Raw genomic sequence first — 19459 nt, forward strand, 5'->3', positions numbered from 1 at the left:
ACAAATTATTTGTTCGTGTTTTTTTCTTGTTATGCATTGACGAATACTCTATTTCACTGTAAAATGAATCTGTTTGATAAAGGACGCATAATGCGCGGAGGTGCTGAAATGACTTCAGTTGTTGTTGTAGGAACTCAATGGGGAGACGAAGGAAAAGGGAAAATTACCGATTTCCTTTCAAAAAAGGCGGATGTGATTGCTCGTTTTTCAGGCGGTGACAATGCTGGACATACAATCAAAATCGGTGAAGAAACATATAAATTGCATTTGATTCCATCCGGTATTTTCTATAAAGAGAAAACTTCCGTGATGGGCAATGGAATGGTGATCAATCCGAAATCATTGGTAAATGAGCTGAAAGGTTTGCAGGCTCGCGGCATTGATACGTCAAACTTACGCATTTCCAACCGTGCCCATGTCATTCTTCCTTACCACATTTATCAAGATAAAATTGAAGAAGAATCCCGTGGCGACAAAAAAATCGGAACAACTTGCAAAGGGATTGGGCCATGCTATCAAGACAAAATCGCCCGCATGGGAATCCGAATTGCAGATTTATTGGATAAAGAAGTATTCGAACAAAAATTGAGAGAAAACCTCGAAAAGAAAAACCGTTTATTTGAAAAATATTACGAGGTGGAAGGCCTAAAATTTGAAGACATTTTTGAAGAGTATTATGGTTACGGTCAAGAAATCAAAGAATACGTGACAGACACATCAAAAGTGTTAAATGACGTTTTAGATCAAGGCGGACGTGTATTGTTTGAAGGTGCCCAAGGAGTCATGTTGGATGTGGATCACGGAACATATCCGTTTGTCACTTCTTCCAATCCGGTAGCCGGCGGAGTGACAACAGGTACGGGAATTGGCCCTTCCTATGTTTCAAGAGTGGTTGGGGTATGCAAAGCTTATACATCCCGCGTAGGCGATGGACCGTTCCCGACAGAATTATTTGATGAAGTTGGCCATCAAATTCGCGAAGTGGGCCGTGAATATGGCACAACGACTGGCCGTCCTCGCCGTGTAGGCTGGTTTGATGCAGTGGTCGTACGCCATTCCCGCCGCGTATCAGGCATTACGGACTTGGCTTTAAACTCCATCGACGTATTGACAGGTTTGGAAACTGTGAAAATTTGTACAGCATATAAATATAAAGATCAAATCATCACGGAATATCCTGCAAGCTTACATGTTCTTGAAGAATGCGAACCGGTGTATGAAGAACTTCCAGGATGGACGGAAGATATTACAGGTGTACGTTCATTTGATGAGTTGCCAAAGAATGCCCAAAATTATGTCAACCGCATCGTTGAATTAACAGGCATTCGGTTAATGACATTCTCCGTAGGACCAGCCCGTGAGCAAACTAATATTGTAAATGATGTATGGGAATAACATATTAGAAGCGATTGGCAGCTTTGGTGACGGCAGCTTCAAGTGTTAGAAATAAATAAGAACGGAAAATGATCGGGGCTGGGACAAAACTAATAAAGTGAACGAGCTGCAAAAAAAAATTTTTGTAAAAAATTGATATCACAGAAAATAGATTGGAGTGACGGGGCGACTCCTGCGGGAACAGCCCGAGTCTCGAGACCCCGCAGGAGCGAAGGTTTGAGCTCCGAGGAGGCTCGAGCCGGGCCCGCGGAAAGCGTCCCCGGAACGGAAATCAATTTTCTTCAATTATCAAAAAAACACCATTTTTCTCCCGTGAGAAAATGGTGTTTTTTATCTTTTGTCCCAGCCTCGATTTTTTTTATTTGCTCCGGACTTTTGAAAACCGCGTGTAAGTCCCCCTTCCTTTCGGCCTGCTCCTTTGATTTGATCTATTCACGAACTTCTTAAATGTAATAAACCGATAATATTCATTTCTCCATTTATATCAGCTAAAAAATAAGAGAAAATGTATAAACCTGATGAATATGGTGAATAATACTAAAAATTTTTCATATTTCAACATGATTTTTCATTTTGTAACAAAAGTTGCTAAAATAATACATTTTCATTACAAAACGCTGAAACGGTTCATTCCAAATTGGCGTTATGATACATTTTATAATTGTGAGAGTATGGAAGCAATTCCTTTGGTGAGCAGGACGAGATATTGGAAGGGGCTTGATTATGAATACGAAATGGAAAATTGGTCACCACAGTAGTCATAATGTAAGTCTTCTAAATCAGCATAAAAACGGATTATTGGTAAAGGCATTCGTAACTGCAGTACTTCTATCGACAATCACTTTCAATTTGGCATTTGCGAATGAGGGCGATGTCGGCTCCATCGACAAAATTTATCATGTGTATTTAGAAGACAAATATATCGGTTCAGTATCCGATGAAAAGAAAGTGAAAAAAGTTATTGAAGCCAAAGAAAAAGAGGCAAGTGAAAAATACAAAGGTTATGAAGTGGATGCAGATGCACTGGTCACAATTGTTCCTGAACAAGTGTTTTCTTATAAAACAAATGATTCAGAAACTCTAAAAATGTTAGACGAACAATTGGAAGTACAGACTGATGCTTATGCCTTTGAAGTAAATGGAAAAGCGGTTCTCTACTTGAAAAATAAAGAAGATTATGAAGAAACCCTTAAGAAACTGAAGCTTCAATATGTTCCGGAAGAAAAATTGAAAGTGTTTGAGGAATCAAAAGGATCTGCCCAAAACCAGCCATTAAAAGAAAATGATAAAAAAATCATCGATGTTCTGCTATCAGAAACTGTTTCAGGTAAAGAAGCAAAAATTAGTCCTGCAAAAATCCTTACACCTGATCAAGCGGTGCAATATATTAAGACTGGGTCAATCGAAAAGCAGGTTTATGTTGTGAAAAAAGGCGATGTTCTTGGAAAAATAGCGAAGGAGCATGGCTTGACAACAAAAGAATTATTGGCTCTAAATCCAGGTCTGACAGTGGATTCGCTTTTACAAATTGGACAAGAAATCAACGTTACGGTAGAAAAGCCTTTAGTTAACGTACAGGTTGTATATGAAACATTAAACACAGAAACAATTGACTACGAAAAAGTAGTTCAGGAAGATGCTTCCATGTTTAAAGGAGAAAAAGAAATCATCCAAAAAGGCAGCCCCGGTAAAAAAGAAGTGTCTTACCTGGTTACTGAAGTAAATGGACAAGTAGTAAATAAGAAAGTAACAAATGAAAAAGTATTGGTTGAACCTAAAAAACATATCGAAAAAGTAGGAACAAAGGTGATCTCATCCAGAGGTACAGGCAATTTTATTTGGCCAACGAGCGGCGGATACATTTCAAGCGGCATGGGATCGCGTTGGGGCAGCTTCCATAGGGGAATCGATATTGCCCGTCCGTCGAATTACAACATCAAAGCAAGTGATAATGGTGTTGTAACATTCGCTGGCTGGGATGGTACTTATGGAAATAAAATTGTGGTGAACCACAATAATGGATACCAAACATTATATGCCCATTTATCAGAAATTAAAGTTTCAGTGGGACAAGTAGTGCCACAAGGTGCCGTTATCGGTATAATGGGGTCTACCGGCAATTCCACTGGAGTGCATTTGCATTTTGAAGTGCTCAAAAATGGATCACTCATTAATCCATTAACCGTATTGAATTGATATAGGTAAAGGCAATGGACACAACAAGTGCCATTGCCTCTTTTTTTTGGGAAATATTCGAAATGAAAAATATGTCGAAATATTTCCCAGAAAATAATGCCCATTTTTCAAACACGGTAAAATAAAATGAATACACAATAATTTAGGACAATAATTTTTGTTATAATAGTTTTGGCATGCATGAAAACACGAAGCATGATAGATTTAATAATAATGGCATATTAGCAGATGACAGTTTTGATTGATATAGATTCACTTATTAGATAAAGGAGGATTATATAATGGACGGCAAAACAATCTTGGTTGTCGATGATGAAAAACCCATTGCGGATATTTTGCAGTTTAATTTAGTAAAAGAAGGATATAAAGTGATTTGCGCCTATGACGGAGAAGAAGCATTGAAAATGGTGGAAGAACAGCAACCGGATTTAATGTTGCTTGATATCATGCTTCCAAAAAAGGACGGCATGGAAGTTTGCCGCGAGGTTCGTAAAAAATACGATTTTCCCATTATCATGCTTACAGCAAAAGGATCCGAAATCGACAAAGTACTGGGCCTTGAAATGGGAGCGGATGATTATGTGACAAAACCTTTCAGCACGCGGGAATTGATTGCCCGCGTAAAAGCGAATATGCGGCGTCTGAAAGCCTCTGCGCAAAATGAGGAAGCGAAAGAGGAATCAAACAATATTACAGTTGGTTCATTAATCATCCAACCGGACGCTTATATTGTCCAAAAACGCGGTGAAACGATCGAATTGACCCACCGTGAATTTGAACTCTTGCATTACTTGGCAAAACATATTGGTCAAGTGATGACCCGGGAGCATTTATTGCAAACCGTTTGGGGATATGACTATTTCGGTGATGTCCGGACAGTGGATGTAACGATTCGACGTCTCCGTGAAAAAATTGAAGATAATCCAAGCCACCCGACATGGATTGTCACTCGCCGCGGCGTCGGCTATTACTTGCGAAATCCTGAACAGGAGTAGAATGAATGCAGAAAGTCAGTTTTTTCCGTTCGATTCATGTAAAGCTTGTATTAATTTACGTACTGCTTATTATTATCGCATTGCAAATTATCGGAATCTATTTCTCCAATAAGTTGGAAGACAGCTTAAAGTCCAACTTTGAAGATTCCGTTCTTCAACGAATCGATTTAATTGAATACAGTATCCGCGAAGAGTTGACAAAGGAACGGGATGAAACAACACCTACTTTGGAACAAAGTTTGAATGCCGCTTTGCGGGAATTTGCAACAGGCGATATCAATGAGATTCGGGTCATCGATCGGCGCAATCGGGTAATCGCCACTTCCGATTCGGAAAACCAGGCCATTATCGGGCAGCGTTCCAATGATGATATTGTAAAGAAAGTCATTTCTTCTGAAACGGACCAAGAGGAAATTGCTTTGGATCCGGAAACGAATACAAGGGTTTGGGTCATTGCAACGCCCATTTTAAGTACCGTTGATCCGAACAGCGAAGTGATCGGTGCAATTTATATAGAGTCCAACATTGAAAAAGTATATGACCAAATGAATGACATTAACCGCATATTCGCTGTTGGTACAGCCATTTCCTTGGTCATCACGGTCATCCTGGGTATTCTGATTGCAAGAACAATCACCAGACCCATTTTGGATATGCGTAAGCAAGCGCAAGCGATGTCCAGAGGAAACTTTTCAAGAAAAGTGCGAGTGTACGGCGATGACGAAATTGGTCAATTGGCGATTGCGTTCAACCACTTAACGAATCGCTTGCAGGAAGCCCAATCTTCAACGGAAGCGGAGCGAAGAAAATTGGCTTCCGTCTTGGCCAATATGACGGATGGGGTAATCGCTACAGACCGCAAAGGGAAAATCATTTTGATCAATGATCCTGCGTTAAACTTTTTAAAAGTGACCAGGGAGGATACGTTAAACCGACCGATTGCCTCTGTTCTGGGAATTGAAGATAACTACAGTTTCGAAGATTTGATTCATATGAAAGAACCAATCAATTTGGATATCAGCACAGAAGAATCACCGCTTATTTTGAGGGCGAGCTTCTCTGTGATCCAAAAAGAAACCGGTTTTGTGAACGGTTTGATTACGGTATTGCACGATATTACAGAGCAGGAAAAAATCGAGATGGAACGCCGTGAATTCGTAGCGAATGTTTCCCATGAACTGCGGACGCCTTTGACAACCATGAGAAGTTATTTGGAAGCTCTTGCGGATGGTTCTTGGCAGGACGAAAACATTGCTCCTCATTTTATCAATGTAGTACAGACGGAAACGGAGCGGATGATTCGCCTTGTGAACGATTTGCTGAGTCTATCCAAAATGGATTCAAAGGACTATCAATTGAATAAGGAAGTCGTTGAATTTAATAGTTTCTTCCATCGGATTATTGACCGGTTTGAGATGTCAAAATCCCAAAATGTGAAATTCATTCGCTATATACCGGAAACGCCTTATTTTGTGGAAATTGATACTGACAAGTTGACACAAGTCATCGATAATATCATTTCGAATGCCATCAAATACTCCCCTGACGGCGGCAACATTCGATTTGGCTTCACCGTTCAAGGGAATATGTTGAAAGTGATGATTTCCGATGATGGAATGGGAATACCAAAGGAAAATCTGGGTAAAATCTTTGACCGATTCTACCGTGTAGATAAAGCCCGATCCCGGGCGATGGGCGGAACCGGACTGGGACTTGCGATTGCCAAAGAAATGATTAAAGCCCACAACGGAACAATTTGGGCTGAAAGTGAAGAGGGAGTAGGTACAACGATATTCTTCACTTTACCGTATGAAATAGATGGGGCTGGTGATTGGGAATGAAGTATATCGAGCAAATCAAATCCATTGTTCTTCTTTTCCTTGTCCTATTAAGCATTGTTTTAACGTTTTCCATTTGGACCTATACACCAAGCCTCCAGGTAATTGAAGAATCATCGCAAGTGGATCAGTTGATGGTTGGAAAGAAAAAGAATCTTCAGGAGGTCATCAAACCTTACCGGATATTGGTCAGGGATCGAGGTGAATGGAAAGGAACGATTGGTTCAACAGCCATCAATGATTTGATGGACATTCTGCCAAACTGGAAAGGTTCCGAACTTATTCCGGTTCAAAATAATATGTCCATTAAAAAAATGAATGATTTTATTCGGATGGATCAACGCATTACGTTCTTCTTTTCCGAAGAAGTGCCAATCAAGGTATTCCACTCCATTGTTCCTTTTTCCCAGGATGATTTGCCGGAATTGACGTTCAACAAACTGATCATGGATTGGAGCAAAGTCGATTCGGAAAAGGTGCTGACGGTTTATTTTTTGAGCGGAACCCATCGGACTTTATATAGCACAGAAATCAAAATGAACGAAGTATATTTTCAATCGACGGTTTTACAAGCGTTGGAAGGATTGGTCGCTTATCAGGAAGTGGAGCGTTCCAATGGACTTTCATTATATGTGCCGAAAGATGAAATTGAATTGGTACAATATACGTACTATATTGATGAAATACATCCGGATACTTTCAGGGATATATTGTTCTATGACCCGGCGATTGTCCGGAAAAACGTTGAGAGTCAAGAATTGTTAAAATATACAGATGGTATGACGTTAATGACGGTGGATGTAAAAAATCGATATCTGAATTACGTGAACCCATCTACTGAAAGCATGGCGGAATTGCCGGCTTCCCGCTTACTGCTCGACAGTTTTGAATTTGTAAATGAGCACGGAGGTTTTACCGGGGATTACCGATTAACTTCCATCAATGAACAGAAACATATTGTCGAATATCAATTGTACAAGCAAGGTTTCCCTGTTTTCAGCACAGATACCACAACAAGGATTACAACGACGTGGGGGGAAAATCAATTATTCAGATATAAAAGACCGTATTTTCTGCTGGATTTGGATATAAACTCTGAAAAATCCCAACGGAAAGTATCGCCAGGGCTCTCGGCCGTCGATGTTCTTGAAAAATCAAAACAACTCCAGTTGAATGAAGTGGATGATATCATTCTTGGATACTATTTAAAACAAAATGACAATAATCTATTATTTACGTTGGAACCTGGTTGGTTTGCGTTAAGTCAAGACAGCTGGAAACGCATTGCGCCGGAAGCGACAGGAGGGGGAAAGAATGGACTGGAGTAAATCCAAAACCATATTCATTATCGTGTTCTTCATCTTGGATGTTTTCCTTTTCTCCCTCTATTTGAACCGTCATATCGAAGCCCAACAAGTGAAAGTTTCCGGTGGCAAAACCATTGAAGCGAGATTAAAAGATGATCACATTACGTTTAATTTGCTTCCGACGGTTGAAAGTGCCCCTTATATTTCAGCAAAGGTGACGGATTTCAACGAGGAAAACATTCAACTGAAAAACTATCAACAAATGACAGTAGAAAATGACAACAAACTGATCGTGACCTTGAAGGAACCGGTGAAACTTCGGAATATTAAAGAAAAATCGAGTTTCAATGAGTTCATCAGAAATAACGTATATAAAGGCTCCGCATATTCGGTGTGGAAAATAAACGAGGAAGAACGGACGGCGATTTTCTTTCAAAATTTCGATGACAAAACCATCTATTATAACATTCACGGCATCGTAAAAATTTATTGGAATGAAGATTTGGAAGTGACGAAATATGAACAGACGATGCTAAGCAATTTCGAAGAATTCGAGGAAGAAGAAACCCTTCTCCCTCCATATCAAGTTATTCAAATTTTATATGCGCGGGACTTGCTAAAACCAAATTCCCGGATTGCCGAAATCAAACTTGGCTATTCAACCCTCGTACAGCTGACGCAAACCCAAGTGTTTGTGCCTACATGGAAAGTAAGGGTTGTGACGGCTACTGGAACAGAAGAGGAATATTTCGTCAATGCTGTAGACGGAAAAATCATTGATGTACAATCTGATTTGACGGTAGATGTAGATGAAACAGATGAACTGGAACAATTGAAAGAAATAGAAGAAGAATAGGGTGTACAATATGCGGTTTAGTGTGTTAGCGAGCGGCAGTACCGGAAATGCCATCTATGTGGAAACAGATGAACATGCCTTTTTGGTGGATGTCGGATTGAGCGGGAAAAAGATGGAGCAGCTCTTTGCCAAAATCGGCCGCGAAATGGGCAAACTCTCAGGCATTTTAGTGACCCATGAACATAGCGACCATATAAAAGGGCTCGGTGTCATTGCAAGGAAATATAAACTGCCAATCTATGCAAACGAAAAAACATGGAAAGCATTGGATGAACATGTAGGAAATATTCCGGTGGATCAACGTTTTCTGTTTAACATGGAATCGGTAAAATCATTCGGCTCTTTGGATATTGAATCCTTTGCCGTATCCCATGATGCGATCGATCCGATGTTTTATGTATTCCATGAAAACGGAAGGAAGCTGGCCATCATCACGGATACAGGCTATGTAAGCGACCGGATGAAAGGAATCATCCGCGGCGCCGATGCATTCGTTTTCGAAAGCAATCATGACGTGGGCATGCTCCAAATGGGGAAATACCCTTGGTCCATCAAGCGCCGAATATTAAGCGATGTCGGACATGTTTCCAACGAAGATGCAGGAGTCGCCATCAGCGAAGTGGTTGAAGAGAAACCTACCCACGTCTATTTATCCCATTTAAGCAAGGAAAACAATATGAAGGAACTTGCCCGTATGACCGTCAAGCAAGTATTGGCCTCTTATGGCATCAAAGAAGGGGAATTTTTGCATTTGCATGATACGGATGCGGAAGAACCGACATTGCTTGTGCCGGTATAAAAATTTTGATGATCAGGAGGCTGGGACATAACTAATAAAGTGAACGAGCTGCAAAAAAAAATTTTTGTAAAAAATTGATATCACAGAAAATAGATTGGAGTGACGGGGCGACTCCTGCGGGAACAGCCCGAGTCTCGAGACCCCGCAGGAGCGAAGGTTTGAGCTCCGAGGAGGCTCGAGCCGGGCCCGCGGAAAGCGTCCCCGGAACGGAAATCAATTTTCTTCAATTATCAAAAAAACACCATTTTTCTCCCGTGAGAAAATGGTGTTTTTTATCTTTTGTCCCAGCCTCCTTTTTTGTTTATCAAGAATAATTGTTAAAATTTGAGTGTTAGGACCTTAATGAATGAAGATTTGAAATTTTTAGGTGCGCATTCATGTAATTTTATTGAATTAGATGTATCATATTGACGATGAGAGAATGAAAGGAGAAGGATTATGAGTTTTTATCAAAATGATGATCAGAATAAATCGGATAAGGATTTTTCATCGTACTCTCCTTTACAAGAACAATTAAGAAGAGAAGAAGAGGAAAAGAAAAGTCGGCAAAAGAACAAAAATCGGGGAGCATTCGGTTATTTCTTCGTCGGATTTTTTGGGGTCATTGTGGGCGCCCTGCTGGTTTGGCTACTTATGATCCCTTCTTTGGAAGATGATTCAGGCAGCATCGCAAATAATCGGACGGAAAATACGCCGAAAATTACACAAACGGCAACGGAAGTGACAACGGATGTAACGAAAGCCGTTGAAAAAGTGTCCAAAGCCGTTGTGGGAATTACAAACATTCAGGAAGTGTCAAACTTCTGGACGCGCCAATCACAGGAAACGGAGGCCGGCAGCGGTTCAGGGGTCATCTATAAAGTGGATGGAGGCAAAGCCTATATAGTTACCAACTACCATGTGGTGGAAAACGCCAAACAATTGGAAGTGACGTTACCTGATGGAACGAAAGAAAATGCGGAATTAGTGGGAAGCGATATTTGGACAGACTTGGCGGTTGTGACCATCCCAAGTAAAAACGTCGACACTGTTGCGCAGTTCGGCGACTCTGATGTCTTAAAACAAGGGGAAACGGTCATCGCCATTGGCAATCCTTTGGGATTAGATTTCTATGGTTCCGTGACGACCGGTGTCATTTCCGGTAAAGATCGATCTGTTCCTGTTGATTTGAATGGGGATGGTTATGAAGATTGGGAAACGGAAGTATTGCAAACAGACGCTGCCATCAACCCTGGTAACAGTGGAGGCGCCTTGGTCAACATCTCCGGTGAATTGGTGGGCATCAACTCAATGAAAATTGCGGAGTCCACTGTGGAAGGTTTAGGATTTGCCATCCCAATCAATACAGTGATTCCGATTATCGAAGAACTTGAGCGAAATGGTGAAGTCAAACGGCCGACAATGGGAATCGGTTTGTTGGATTTGACGGAAGTGCCAGCCTACTATCAAAAACAAACTTTGAGATTGCCTGATGATGTGACAACAGGTGTCGTTGTGACGGAAGTGGTACCAGGTTCTCCAGCTGATAAGGGGGGTATGGAGAAATACGATGTCATTGTGGAGATGGATGGAAAAACAATCGAAAACTCCATTGACTTGCGGCAACATCTATATAATGATACAAAAATCGGGGATACCATGAAAGTGAAAGTCTACCGCCAAGGAAAAATGATGGAACTTCAAGTGAAATTAACCGAGGGCAGTCAACTATAATTGTGGATAAATCCCACTTATCCACATGATTTATTCACAAAAGAGTAGGAATGAAAAAATCCATTATTTCCTACTCTTTTTTTGTTTGTTACAATGTTTTGTGGATAAAATAAGAAAAATGTGAATAACTTTGTGGAAAAATGAATCAAGAAGGAGGGATTGGAAATGAAAAAATTTTGCTGTGAAACGCACGTAAATCATGCATTGGACATGATGGTTGCTGAAACAAAAGAATATCCGATATTAGAGAAAGTGGATGAGGAACAACAATTATCCACAAAGTGCGATTACTGTGAAAACGAAGCGAAATATATTGTATCAAGAAAATAACTTTACACAAAATATAGATTTTGGTTGTGGATATGTGTAAAACTTTTGTGGATAACTTGTTTATAAATAAAAATCCAATGTGGATTGGCTGTGAATTTCTAAATTATATGATTTGTTAAACAATTGGAGTGAATCAAGTTAAAGGTGAGAAGATGAATATTTCAATTATTTCAGTCGGAAAGTTAAAAGAAAAATATTTAAAAATGGGTATGGATGAGTATGTGAAGCGCCTTTCCGGTTATGCAAAAATCGAACTGATCGAAGTGCCGGATGAAAAAGCGCCTGAAGAATTGAGCGAGGCGGAAATGGAGTTGGTGAAAAAGAAGGAAGGAGAAAGGATTTTATCTAAAATTCCAGATGGTACATATGTGTACGCCCTTGCTATCGAAGGAAAAATGAAAACATCCGAAGAATTTGCAGAAGGCTTGGAAAAACTGATGACCTATGGTACAAGCAAAATCGCCTTTGTCATCGGCGGCTCCCTCGGTTTACATAAAGATGTATTAAATCGGGCAAATGAAAAAATCAGCTTCGGCCGCATGACCTTTCCCCATCAACTCATGCGGCTCATCTTGCTAGAGCAAATTTACCGCGGTTTCCGGATTATGAAGGGGGAACCGTACCATAAGTAAGTGCGGTTTTGAATAAAACTACCTAGAAGTGTTGAATGTACATTCTAGGTAGTTTTTATTTTGACTATTCCGTTTAGATAATTTTTAAATTTTCCTCACAATCAATTGTCCTGTCGCTGCATCGATTCCCACAATCGGTTGCTTTGTTTCGAAGTGACCGAGTTTGTATGTTAATATTTCCTCCTCCTTTTCCTCATAGTTACTGGACCATTGTAAAAAGGCATCGACTCCTTTTAAAACAGGCATTATTTTTTCGAATGGTTGAATCGTTGAAGCTTCATAAGATTGAAGAAGCTCTAAGTCAATATGAGGAGACCATAAGAGATCGATGAATCCGGTCGTTTTGTTTACCCCAACGTAAAAACGTTCTCCTTCGATTGGCAAGCCTGGAGCTACGTGGAGTGGAAAATTGAAAAATGCGCAATTAGCTCTATTAAAGGATGGTTTCTTGCTTTGTAACTGTAAATAAGGAATATACTCTTCAAAATAGGTGGCAATAAAGGCACAAGCAATGTCACGGCAAGCTTCAAAGGAAAGATTAAGCCCCCCAGTACGCTCTTTAAACCATATGAATTCCTTTAACTTTCCCGAATGTTTATCAATAGTTGCCTTTACCGTATCTTCCATACGTTCAAGAAGGAAGCTTTCGATTGTTTTATCTTTTGGAGCTTGCCAATCTTTTACTCTCCATACAATACCAATTGTATTTTCATCTATTTCCGTTTCTCGCAACTTTATCATATCATCAGATACACCAATGATTTCCTCAATCGTTTTACGCTTTTCCAATACCCCTACTTTTGGAAAAGGAATGAATGTCTCTGGCTCTTCCGGTTCATGTTCAAAAGTAGTCTCTCCATTTACAGCATTAAAAGTCTGATATACAATCGGACTTTCATAAATCGGGTACAAACCGGATTTTGGAACGGAATAAAGGTCGCTTAATAAATACTTCACAGATAGCTTCCAAGGGGCTTCATAAACTTGTTGCAAAATAACTTCTTTATTAGCAAGCTGGGCTGGGGATGTCGGTGGTGATTTTGTGTAGCCACCGTATTTAAAGTCAATGATTTCACCGTATTTTGAAACGACCATTTTTGTCGTATAGCTTTCGAGAGGATAGCCTCCTACATATTGTTTATACAAAAAAGTAGTTTGTTCTTCCTTATCAATCATCCTAGACAAAGTTAAATAATCAAGTGCTTCGGGGTATTGGGATGCTAAAAATTGTTCTGCCATTGTTTGCCGTTTCTCTATTGATACAAGTGGCCCATTCGTTGAAGGCGGTCTAGTTAACTCGATTAATTTTCCGTTTTGATCAAGTGTCACTTGAATTCCGTTGTCTAAATCATCTGTTGACCACATAAAGGTCGCTTGATTATTTGAATAATCTTCTACAAGCAATTGGTGGTCTTGAGGAATGGACACAAAATGTAATGCCAATTTTGCTAGTTGATCTTTTAACAAATGGATCACCTCTGTCTCATGGATTGATTTGTTCATTTGCTGTTCTAGGAGCTTTTTCACTTGGATGCGACTGCGATGTAGATGGATTTTTATGGTATTGATTGGCTTATCTAAGAAATTCGCAATTTCTTGTATGGTAAAATCATAAAAATAAAATAAGATAAGTACGGTTTGATAATCCTTTCGAAGCATGGATAGTGCTTCATGGACAAATTCATATGTAGTGGATTCGTCATGCTCTATGAGTTGTTGCTGAAGATTGGTTTCCACTATGAGTGTTTTCTTTTTTTACGGAGGAAAGCAAAACATTGTCGTAACAAAATTTTAAATAGCCACGTAGAGAAATATTTTGGTTCTTTTAATTGATGAATCGATTTATAAGCCTGTAGCAATGTTTCTTGTACAATGTCTGCTGCGTCTTCTTTGGTGCCTACATAAGAGTAAGCTTTTGCGAAAAGCTTGGACTTTTCAGTTTTTATGAGTTGTTCAAATGCTTCTTGATGTCCTTCAATTGCTGCTCTTACCAATTGTTCCATTTAGCCACCTCCTATATAGTTAGAGTCATATTTAAGGTCAAAAGGTTTCACTAAAGAAAATAAGTATGTTTTAGAAAGTTGCACGAAACTAAGTAAGGGATTTTTTTCATCTTTATGCTACGAATGTTAACATCAATGTTATGCTCCGTTGGTAGATTTACTAATAACATAGCATTTTGTTTTTGGCAAGTAGAAAATGGCTCTTACGCAATTTTGGTGAAGGCCTATAATTTTACTTTTATAGTATAATAAAAGAAAAGGTGTGATGAATGATGAATCGTCAAATCCATTGGTCTTCACCGGATCCTTTCCTAGAAGTTCTGGATATTCAAGAAGAACCATCCTCCATTACCTTTATTGTTCGAAGCACTCATGAATCCTGCCCTTGTCCTCATTGCCAAGTGCCTTCCACACGTCCACACAGCCGATATACACGCATGATTCAAGATTTGCCGATTGCCGGAAAAGCTGTTTCCATCCTGCTTATCACAAGAAAATGGTTTTGCGACCAACCCAATTGCACCCAAAAAATTTTTACTGAACGGTATGATTGGATTTCCAAAAATGGACGCCGAACTTTACGGTCCGAAGAAGTATTACGTAAAATCGCGTTTTCCACCAGCTGCCTCAATGGCGAAAAAGTAGCGAAAGCCCTGTCCCTCCCTGTCAGCCATGACGTATTGCTCTCCCTTATTCGGAAAACGGAGATTCATCAAGAGGTGTCCCCCTTTTATCGGAATCGATGACTTTGCTTTTCGGAAAGGACACAGCTATGGCACGATCATTTGTGATCTGAGCACGCACAAGCCTGTTGCATTACTTCCGGAACGTTATCCGGAAACCATATCAGAATGGCTAAAAAATCATCAAAACATCCAAGTTGTCAGTCGTGATGGCTATCAGGCTTTTCGGAAAGGGATTCAGAACGCTTCGCAAAGTATTTTGCAAGTATATGACCGATGGCATTTTGTCCGGGCGGTAAAGAAGCAGATCGATGCTTGCCTCACCTCGATTCTTCCTTCCGTCATCACGTTGGAAAAAGAAGAAACGGACCAACAAACCTTTCCGCATGAAACCAAACTGCAAAGGAGACAAAAAGAAAGAGCCGAAAAGAAATGGATGATGATCAAAAGCATTCAACAGGAATACAAAAAAGGAAAGAAAAAAGTGGAGTTGGCCAGAGAATTTCATATGGATCCCCGAACCATTTCAAAATATCTCAACATAACCGAGATGCCGGTTCAAGTAAAAAGAAAGCGAAAACGGCAAACCGATGGTTTTGAGCAATACATTCAGCAACTCGAACAAGAGGGCAAGACCATCCGTGAAATTGATGAGCAACTTCGTAAATATGGATATACGGGGACACTTTCAGGTGTCCGCGTTGCAGTCGAAAGCATACGAAAAGAAAGAAAACGGCAGGGGATTAAGGAATCTTCCGTTCGAATTTCCAGACGGCAAATGATTTCATATGTTTGGAAACGAAAATCTAGACTTTTAGAAAAGGAACTGCAACTTCTTGAACAATCCTTTAAGATGTACCCATCCCTTCATTCTTTCCACCAAATGGTTCAAACATTTAGAGAAGCATTTGATGAACGGAACTATCCGGCATTTTTCAAATGGTTGGAAAAACAATTGTCTTCTCCAAACAATCATTTATATGATTGTGCACTTCGACTCCGTAGGGATTTACAGTCGATTAAGCTGGCATTTAGTACTTCCTACAGTAACGGAGTTGTGGAAGGCCATGTTCACCGATTGAAGCTGATGAAACGAATCATGTATGGCCGGGCAAAGCTGGATTTACTTGAAAAACGAGTGTTATATCATTTGAGTTAATTTCATAATTCTCACCCCTTGATTTTCAAGGGATTCAAGACAATAAAAAATGGGTACCTCCCCAAATTTCGTTATAATGGTAGGTAACCAAACAAACCATACGAAAGAGGTGAGTACCCTATGACTATTGTAAAACAAATTTCTCTTTTTGACATCCATCAATTATTAGAAATGGAAAGTTCCCATCGTTATGAAGCCATTTTTAGTGTGATCGACATTCAGCCTATATTTCAATAGTTTTCTAAAAAGACATTGAAAGGTGCACCACGTGAATTGAATTATGGTGCAATGATTCAATCGCTGATTATACGTATTGTCGAACGTATTCCAACTATCAAGGATTTAGTCAAACGTTTGGTTCATGATCCTTTATTTCGTTTCGACTGTGGATTCCTTGTGTCTGATGTCGTACCATCTGAAAGCTCTTATTCACGCATGATTCAAGTCATTAGTGAATCAGATGTGCTAGATAAAATGAACGATACACTCATCAAAACAGCGATGTTGGAAGGCTTTCTAAATGATGAACATGTCGCCATCGATGCGAGTCACTTTGAAGCTCGTGATGCTTTCACACCATCAGAAAAGAAAGCACCTAAAACTCCTAAAAAACGTGGTCGTAAAACGAAAGCTGAACGAGCTGTTTGGTTAGCCGAACAAGTAGAGAAAAAAGGAAATCAATCAACCTATGAAAAAGAACTGAAAGAACAGCTGGATATCCCATTAGAAACCCTTTGGAAGGATGTACCGATTGAGCCAAAATGGGGTGTGAAAAAGAATAGTAAAGGAAAAAATACATTCTGGTTTGGTTATAAAGCACATTTAGCTGTTTCGACGAAAAGTCAATATATCATCACTCGTTTGATGTCCTCAGGTAATTTAAGTGATTGTAAAGCTGCGATTCCATTATTGAAAAAACTTCATCACTTAGGAAACGGTCAATTTACAATCGCTATATTTGATGCTGGTTATGATGTTGAACCTATTTACCGTCAAGCCGTATCACAGTCCATGCGAGTCGTGATTCCTTACAACGTTCGCCGAGAAGGAGAATATATAGGATTCGATGAACATTTTCGTCCAACCTGTGTGCGTGAACATAGTTACCAATATGACAGCTTTGACGCTAAGTACAATACATTAAAATTCACACGTCCAAAGGAATGTGCAACTTGCCCATTACGAGAAGACACCCTTTGCCAAAAAGTTTTCAAAATCAAATGTGATATAGATATCCGTAAATTTACCTATCCAGCACGTGGGACAGAACGATGGAAACAGCTTTATCAAGAACGTACAGCAGTCGAACGCGTTAACGCTTATTTAAAGGAATACTTTCAATTAAACAATGTCCGTCATCGTACAGGAAAGAAAGCAAAAATGCATTTCAATCTGGTGACGTTAATTTATAATACCTGCAAACTAGCTGTTGATCGAATCAATGCTTTATTACAGCAACAAAACCAAGTTGCATAATTTAAAAAAAACAAAGTTTTTAGTATAGGGGTACTCTATACTTCAGAAAAACTATGATTTATGAAATTGATTCATTTATAGAGTTAATTTCATAATTCTCACCCCTTGATTTTCAAGGGATTCAAGACAATAAAAAATGGGTACCTCCCCAAATTTCGTTATAATGGTAGGTAACCAAACAAACCATACGAAAGAGGTGAGTACCCTATGACTATTGTAAAACAAATTTCTCTTTTTGACATCCATCAATTATTAGAAATGGAAAGTTCCCATCGTTATGAAGCCATTTTTAGTGCTATCGACATTCAGCCTATATTTCAATTGTTTTCTAAAAAGACATTGAAAGGTGCACCACGTGAATTGAATTATGGTGCAATGATTCAATCGCTGATTATTCGTATTGTCGAACGAATTCCAACAATGAAGGATTTAGTCAAACGTTTGGTCCATGATCCTTTATTTCGTTTCGACTGTGGATTCCTTGTGTCTGATGTCGTACCATCTGAAAGCTCTTATTCACGCATGATTCAAGTCATTAGTGAATCAGATGTGCTAGATAAAATGAACGATACACTCATCAAAACAGCGATGTTGGAAGGCTTTCTAAATGATGAACATGTCGCCATCGATGCGAGTCACTTTGAAGCTCGTGATGCTTTCACACCATCAGAAAAGAAAGCACCTAAAACTCCTAAAAAACGTGGTCGTAAAACGAAAGCTGAACGAGCTGTTTGGTTAGCCGAACAAGTAGAGAAAAAAGGAAATCAATCAACCTATGAAAAAGAACTGAAAGAACAGCTGGATATCCCATTAGAAACCCTTTGGAAGGATGTACCGATTGAGCCAAAATGGGGTGTGAAAAAGAATAGTAAAGGAAAAAATACATTCTGGTTTGGTTATAAAGCACATTTAGCTGTTTCGACGAAAAGTCAATATATCATCACTCGTTTGATGTCCTCAGGTAATTTAAGTGATTGTAAAGCTGCGATTCCATTATTGAAAAAACTTCATCACTTAGGAAACGGTCAATTTACAATCGCTATATTTGATGCTGGTTATGATGTTGAACCTATTTACCGTCAAGCCGTATCACAGTCCATGCGAGTCGTGATTCCTTACAACGTTCGCCGAGAAGGAGAATATATAGGATTCGATGAACATTTTCGTCCAACCTGTGTGCGTGAACATAGTTACCAATATGACAGCTTTGACGCTAAGTACAATACATTAAAATTCACACGTCCAAAGGAATGTGCAACTTGCCCATTACGAGAAGACACCCTTTGCCAAAAAGTTTTCAAAATCAAATGTGATATAGATATCCGTAAATTTACCTATCCAGCACGTGGGACAGAACGATGGAAACAGCTTTATCAAGAACGTACAGCAGTCGAACGCGTTAACGCTTATTTAAAGGAATACTTTCAATTAAACAATGTCCGTCATCGTACAGGAAAGAAAGCAAAAATGCATTTCAATCTGGTGACGTTAATTTATAATACCTGCAAACTAGCAGTTGATCGAATCAATGCTTTATTACAGCAACAAAACCAAGTTGCATAATTTAAAAAAAACAAAGTTTTTAGTATAGGGGTACTCTATACTTCAGAAAAACTATGATTTATGAAATTGATTCTTATAAAATGTTTTTTTAAAAAATTAATAAAGAGATGAAGGACTGTACATATATGGTTTCACCAAAAGAACGTAAGAGCCATTTTTAGTTTGCCATAAACACTAATCAATGAGGCGTTTAAAGAAATTGAAAAAATTAAACCGGATACATCTTATGAAAAAGAATGGATTAAAAAACAATAAAAATAAGAGACCATTGCGGACAAAGGCTGTGACTTCAAACCCTTTTTCTAATGCTTGTTTTACGACATGACGTCCCACAGCGCCAGTTGCTCCAAAGACAATAATTTTCATTGCGCTCCCCCCTTCCGTTCGACGGTAAATCTCCCTTGTGAATCAATAGAATTGAGAGATTTGAACGCTAGCAAGCTGCCTAGTTTGGGGCATTAAAAAAGCGGCAAAATGTTGTGCAATCAACATCCTGCCGTTTTCATAGAAAATG

At 39.3% G+C, this 19459-nt stretch carries 15 protein-coding genes and 3 pseudogenes; 15 read left to right on the forward strand and 3 right to left on the reverse strand.

What is annotated here, in order from left to right; genetic code table 11:
- Nucleotides 1–108 precede the first annotated feature (108 nt).
- The 11 genes and pseudogenes from NSS77_RS05760 to rlmH all read left to right on the forward strand — a co-directional run bounded on the left by NSS77_RS05760 (nucleotide 109) and on the right by rlmH (nucleotide 12061).
- Entirely contained in the window at nucleotides 109–1395 is a 1287-nt protein-coding gene (locus NSS77_RS05760; protein WP_342470772.1) for an adenylosuccinate synthase, read from the forward strand.
- Between the two features lie 723 nt (nucleotides 1396–2118).
- Nucleotides 2119–3591 (forward strand): M23 family metallopeptidase, encoded by a 1473-nt coding sequence (locus NSS77_RS05765; protein WP_342470773.1) that lies wholly within the window; start codon nucleotides 2119–2121, stop codon nucleotides 3589–3591.
- A gap of 281 nt (nucleotides 3592–3872) precedes the next feature.
- On the forward strand, nucleotides 3873–4586 hold the full coding sequence (yycF, locus tag NSS77_RS05770) for a response regulator YycF (protein WP_342470774.1): 714 nt from the start codon (nucleotides 3873–3875) through the stop codon (nucleotides 4584–4586).
- A 5-nt stretch (nucleotides 4587–4591) separates the two neighbouring features.
- Complete coding sequence (walK, locus tag NSS77_RS05775; protein WP_342470775.1) at nucleotides 4592–6427, forward strand: cell wall metabolism sensor histidine kinase WalK; 1836 nt, start codon at nucleotides 4592–4594, stop codon at nucleotides 6425–6427.
- Entirely contained in the window at nucleotides 6424–7752 is a 1329-nt protein-coding gene (yycH, locus tag NSS77_RS05780) for a two-component system activity regulator YycH (RefSeq protein WP_342471209.1), read from the forward strand. The genes walK and yycH overlap by 4 nt, the downstream gene beginning before the upstream one ends.
- Nucleotides 7739–8587 carry a two-component system regulatory protein YycI gene (yycI, locus tag NSS77_RS05785; RefSeq protein WP_342470776.1) on the forward strand — a complete coding sequence of 283 codons (849 nt, stop codon included), beginning with the start codon at nucleotides 7739–7741 and terminating at the stop codon, nucleotides 8585–8587. Before yycH ends, yycI begins: the two co-directional genes overlap by 14 nt.
- A 10-nt stretch (nucleotides 8588–8597) precedes the next feature.
- Entirely contained in the window at nucleotides 8598–9386 is a 789-nt protein-coding gene (locus tag NSS77_RS05790; RefSeq protein ID WP_342470777.1) for an MBL fold metallo-hydrolase, read from the forward strand.
- A 109-nt stretch (nucleotides 9387–9495) separates the two neighbouring features.
- Nucleotides 9496–9714 (forward strand): annotated as a pseudogene (locus tag NSS77_RS05795) (hypothetical protein); the annotation flags it as partial.
- A gap of 110 nt (nucleotides 9715–9824) precedes the next feature.
- Nucleotides 9825–11099 (forward strand): trypsin-like peptidase domain-containing protein, encoded by a 1275-nt coding sequence (locus NSS77_RS05800; protein WP_342470778.1) that lies wholly within the window; start codon nucleotides 9825–9827, stop codon nucleotides 11097–11099.
- 165 nt (nucleotides 11100–11264) lie between these two features.
- Nucleotides 11265–11429 carry a CxxH/CxxC protein gene (locus tag NSS77_RS05805; RefSeq protein ID WP_096549987.1) on the forward strand — a complete coding sequence of 55 codons (165 nt, stop codon included), beginning with the start codon at nucleotides 11265–11267 and terminating at the stop codon, nucleotides 11427–11429.
- Nucleotides 11430–11581: 152 nt separating this feature from the next.
- Entirely contained in the window at nucleotides 11582–12061 is a 480-nt protein-coding gene (rlmH, locus tag NSS77_RS05810; RefSeq protein ID WP_340704718.1) for a 23S rRNA (pseudouridine(1915)-N(3))-methyltransferase RlmH, read from the forward strand.
- An 84-nt stretch (nucleotides 12062–12145) separates the two neighbouring features.
- Here the strand turns inward: rlmH and NSS77_RS05815 are convergent, their stop codons facing one another.
- On the reverse strand, nucleotides 12146–13798 hold the full coding sequence (locus NSS77_RS05815) for a YcdB/YcdC domain-containing protein (protein ID WP_342470779.1): 1653 nt from the start codon (nucleotides 13796–13798) through the stop codon (nucleotides 12146–12148).
- Nucleotides 13798–14064, reverse strand: a complete 267-nt coding sequence (locus tag NSS77_RS05820; RefSeq protein ID WP_342470780.1) for a sigma-70 family RNA polymerase sigma factor — start codon at nucleotides 14062–14064, stop codon at nucleotides 13798–13800. Before NSS77_RS05820 ends, NSS77_RS05815 begins: the two co-directional genes overlap by 1 nt.
- Before the next feature lie 269 nt (nucleotides 14065–14333).
- Here NSS77_RS05820 and NSS77_RS05825 point away from each other — a divergent pair, with 269 nt between their 5' ends.
- From NSS77_RS05825 to NSS77_RS05840, 4 genes and pseudogenes are all read left to right on the forward strand, one after another.
- Nucleotides 14334–14810 carry a transposase family protein gene (locus NSS77_RS05825; RefSeq protein ID WP_340714495.1) on the forward strand — a complete coding sequence of 159 codons (477 nt, stop codon included), beginning with the start codon at nucleotides 14334–14336 and terminating at the stop codon, nucleotides 14808–14810.
- Nucleotides 14737–15906 carry an ISL3 family transposase gene (locus tag NSS77_RS05830; RefSeq protein ID WP_342470781.1) on the forward strand — a complete coding sequence of 390 codons (1170 nt, stop codon included), beginning with the start codon at nucleotides 14737–14739 and terminating at the stop codon, nucleotides 15904–15906. Before NSS77_RS05825 ends, NSS77_RS05830 begins: the two co-directional genes overlap by 74 nt.
- Before the next feature lie 120 nt (nucleotides 15907–16026).
- Nucleotides 16027–17382 (forward strand): annotated as a pseudogene (locus NSS77_RS05835) (transposase).
- Between the two features lie 207 nt (nucleotides 17383–17589).
- Nucleotides 17590–18945 (forward strand): transposase, encoded by a 1356-nt coding sequence (locus NSS77_RS05840; protein WP_340714247.1) that lies wholly within the window; start codon nucleotides 17590–17592, stop codon nucleotides 18943–18945.
- Nucleotides 18946–19215: 270 nt separating this feature from the next.
- Here the strand turns inward: NSS77_RS05840 and NSS77_RS05845 are convergent.
- Nucleotides 19216–19311: pseudogene (locus NSS77_RS05845) on the reverse strand (NAD(P)H-binding protein); the annotation flags it as partial.
- Nucleotides 19312–19459 lie beyond the last annotated feature (148 nt).

The sequence above is a fragment of the Ureibacillus sp. FSL K6-3587 genome (assembly GCF_038593165.1).
Taxonomy (GTDB): Bacteria; Bacillota; Bacilli; order Bacillales_A; family Planococcaceae; genus Ureibacillus; species Ureibacillus suwonensis.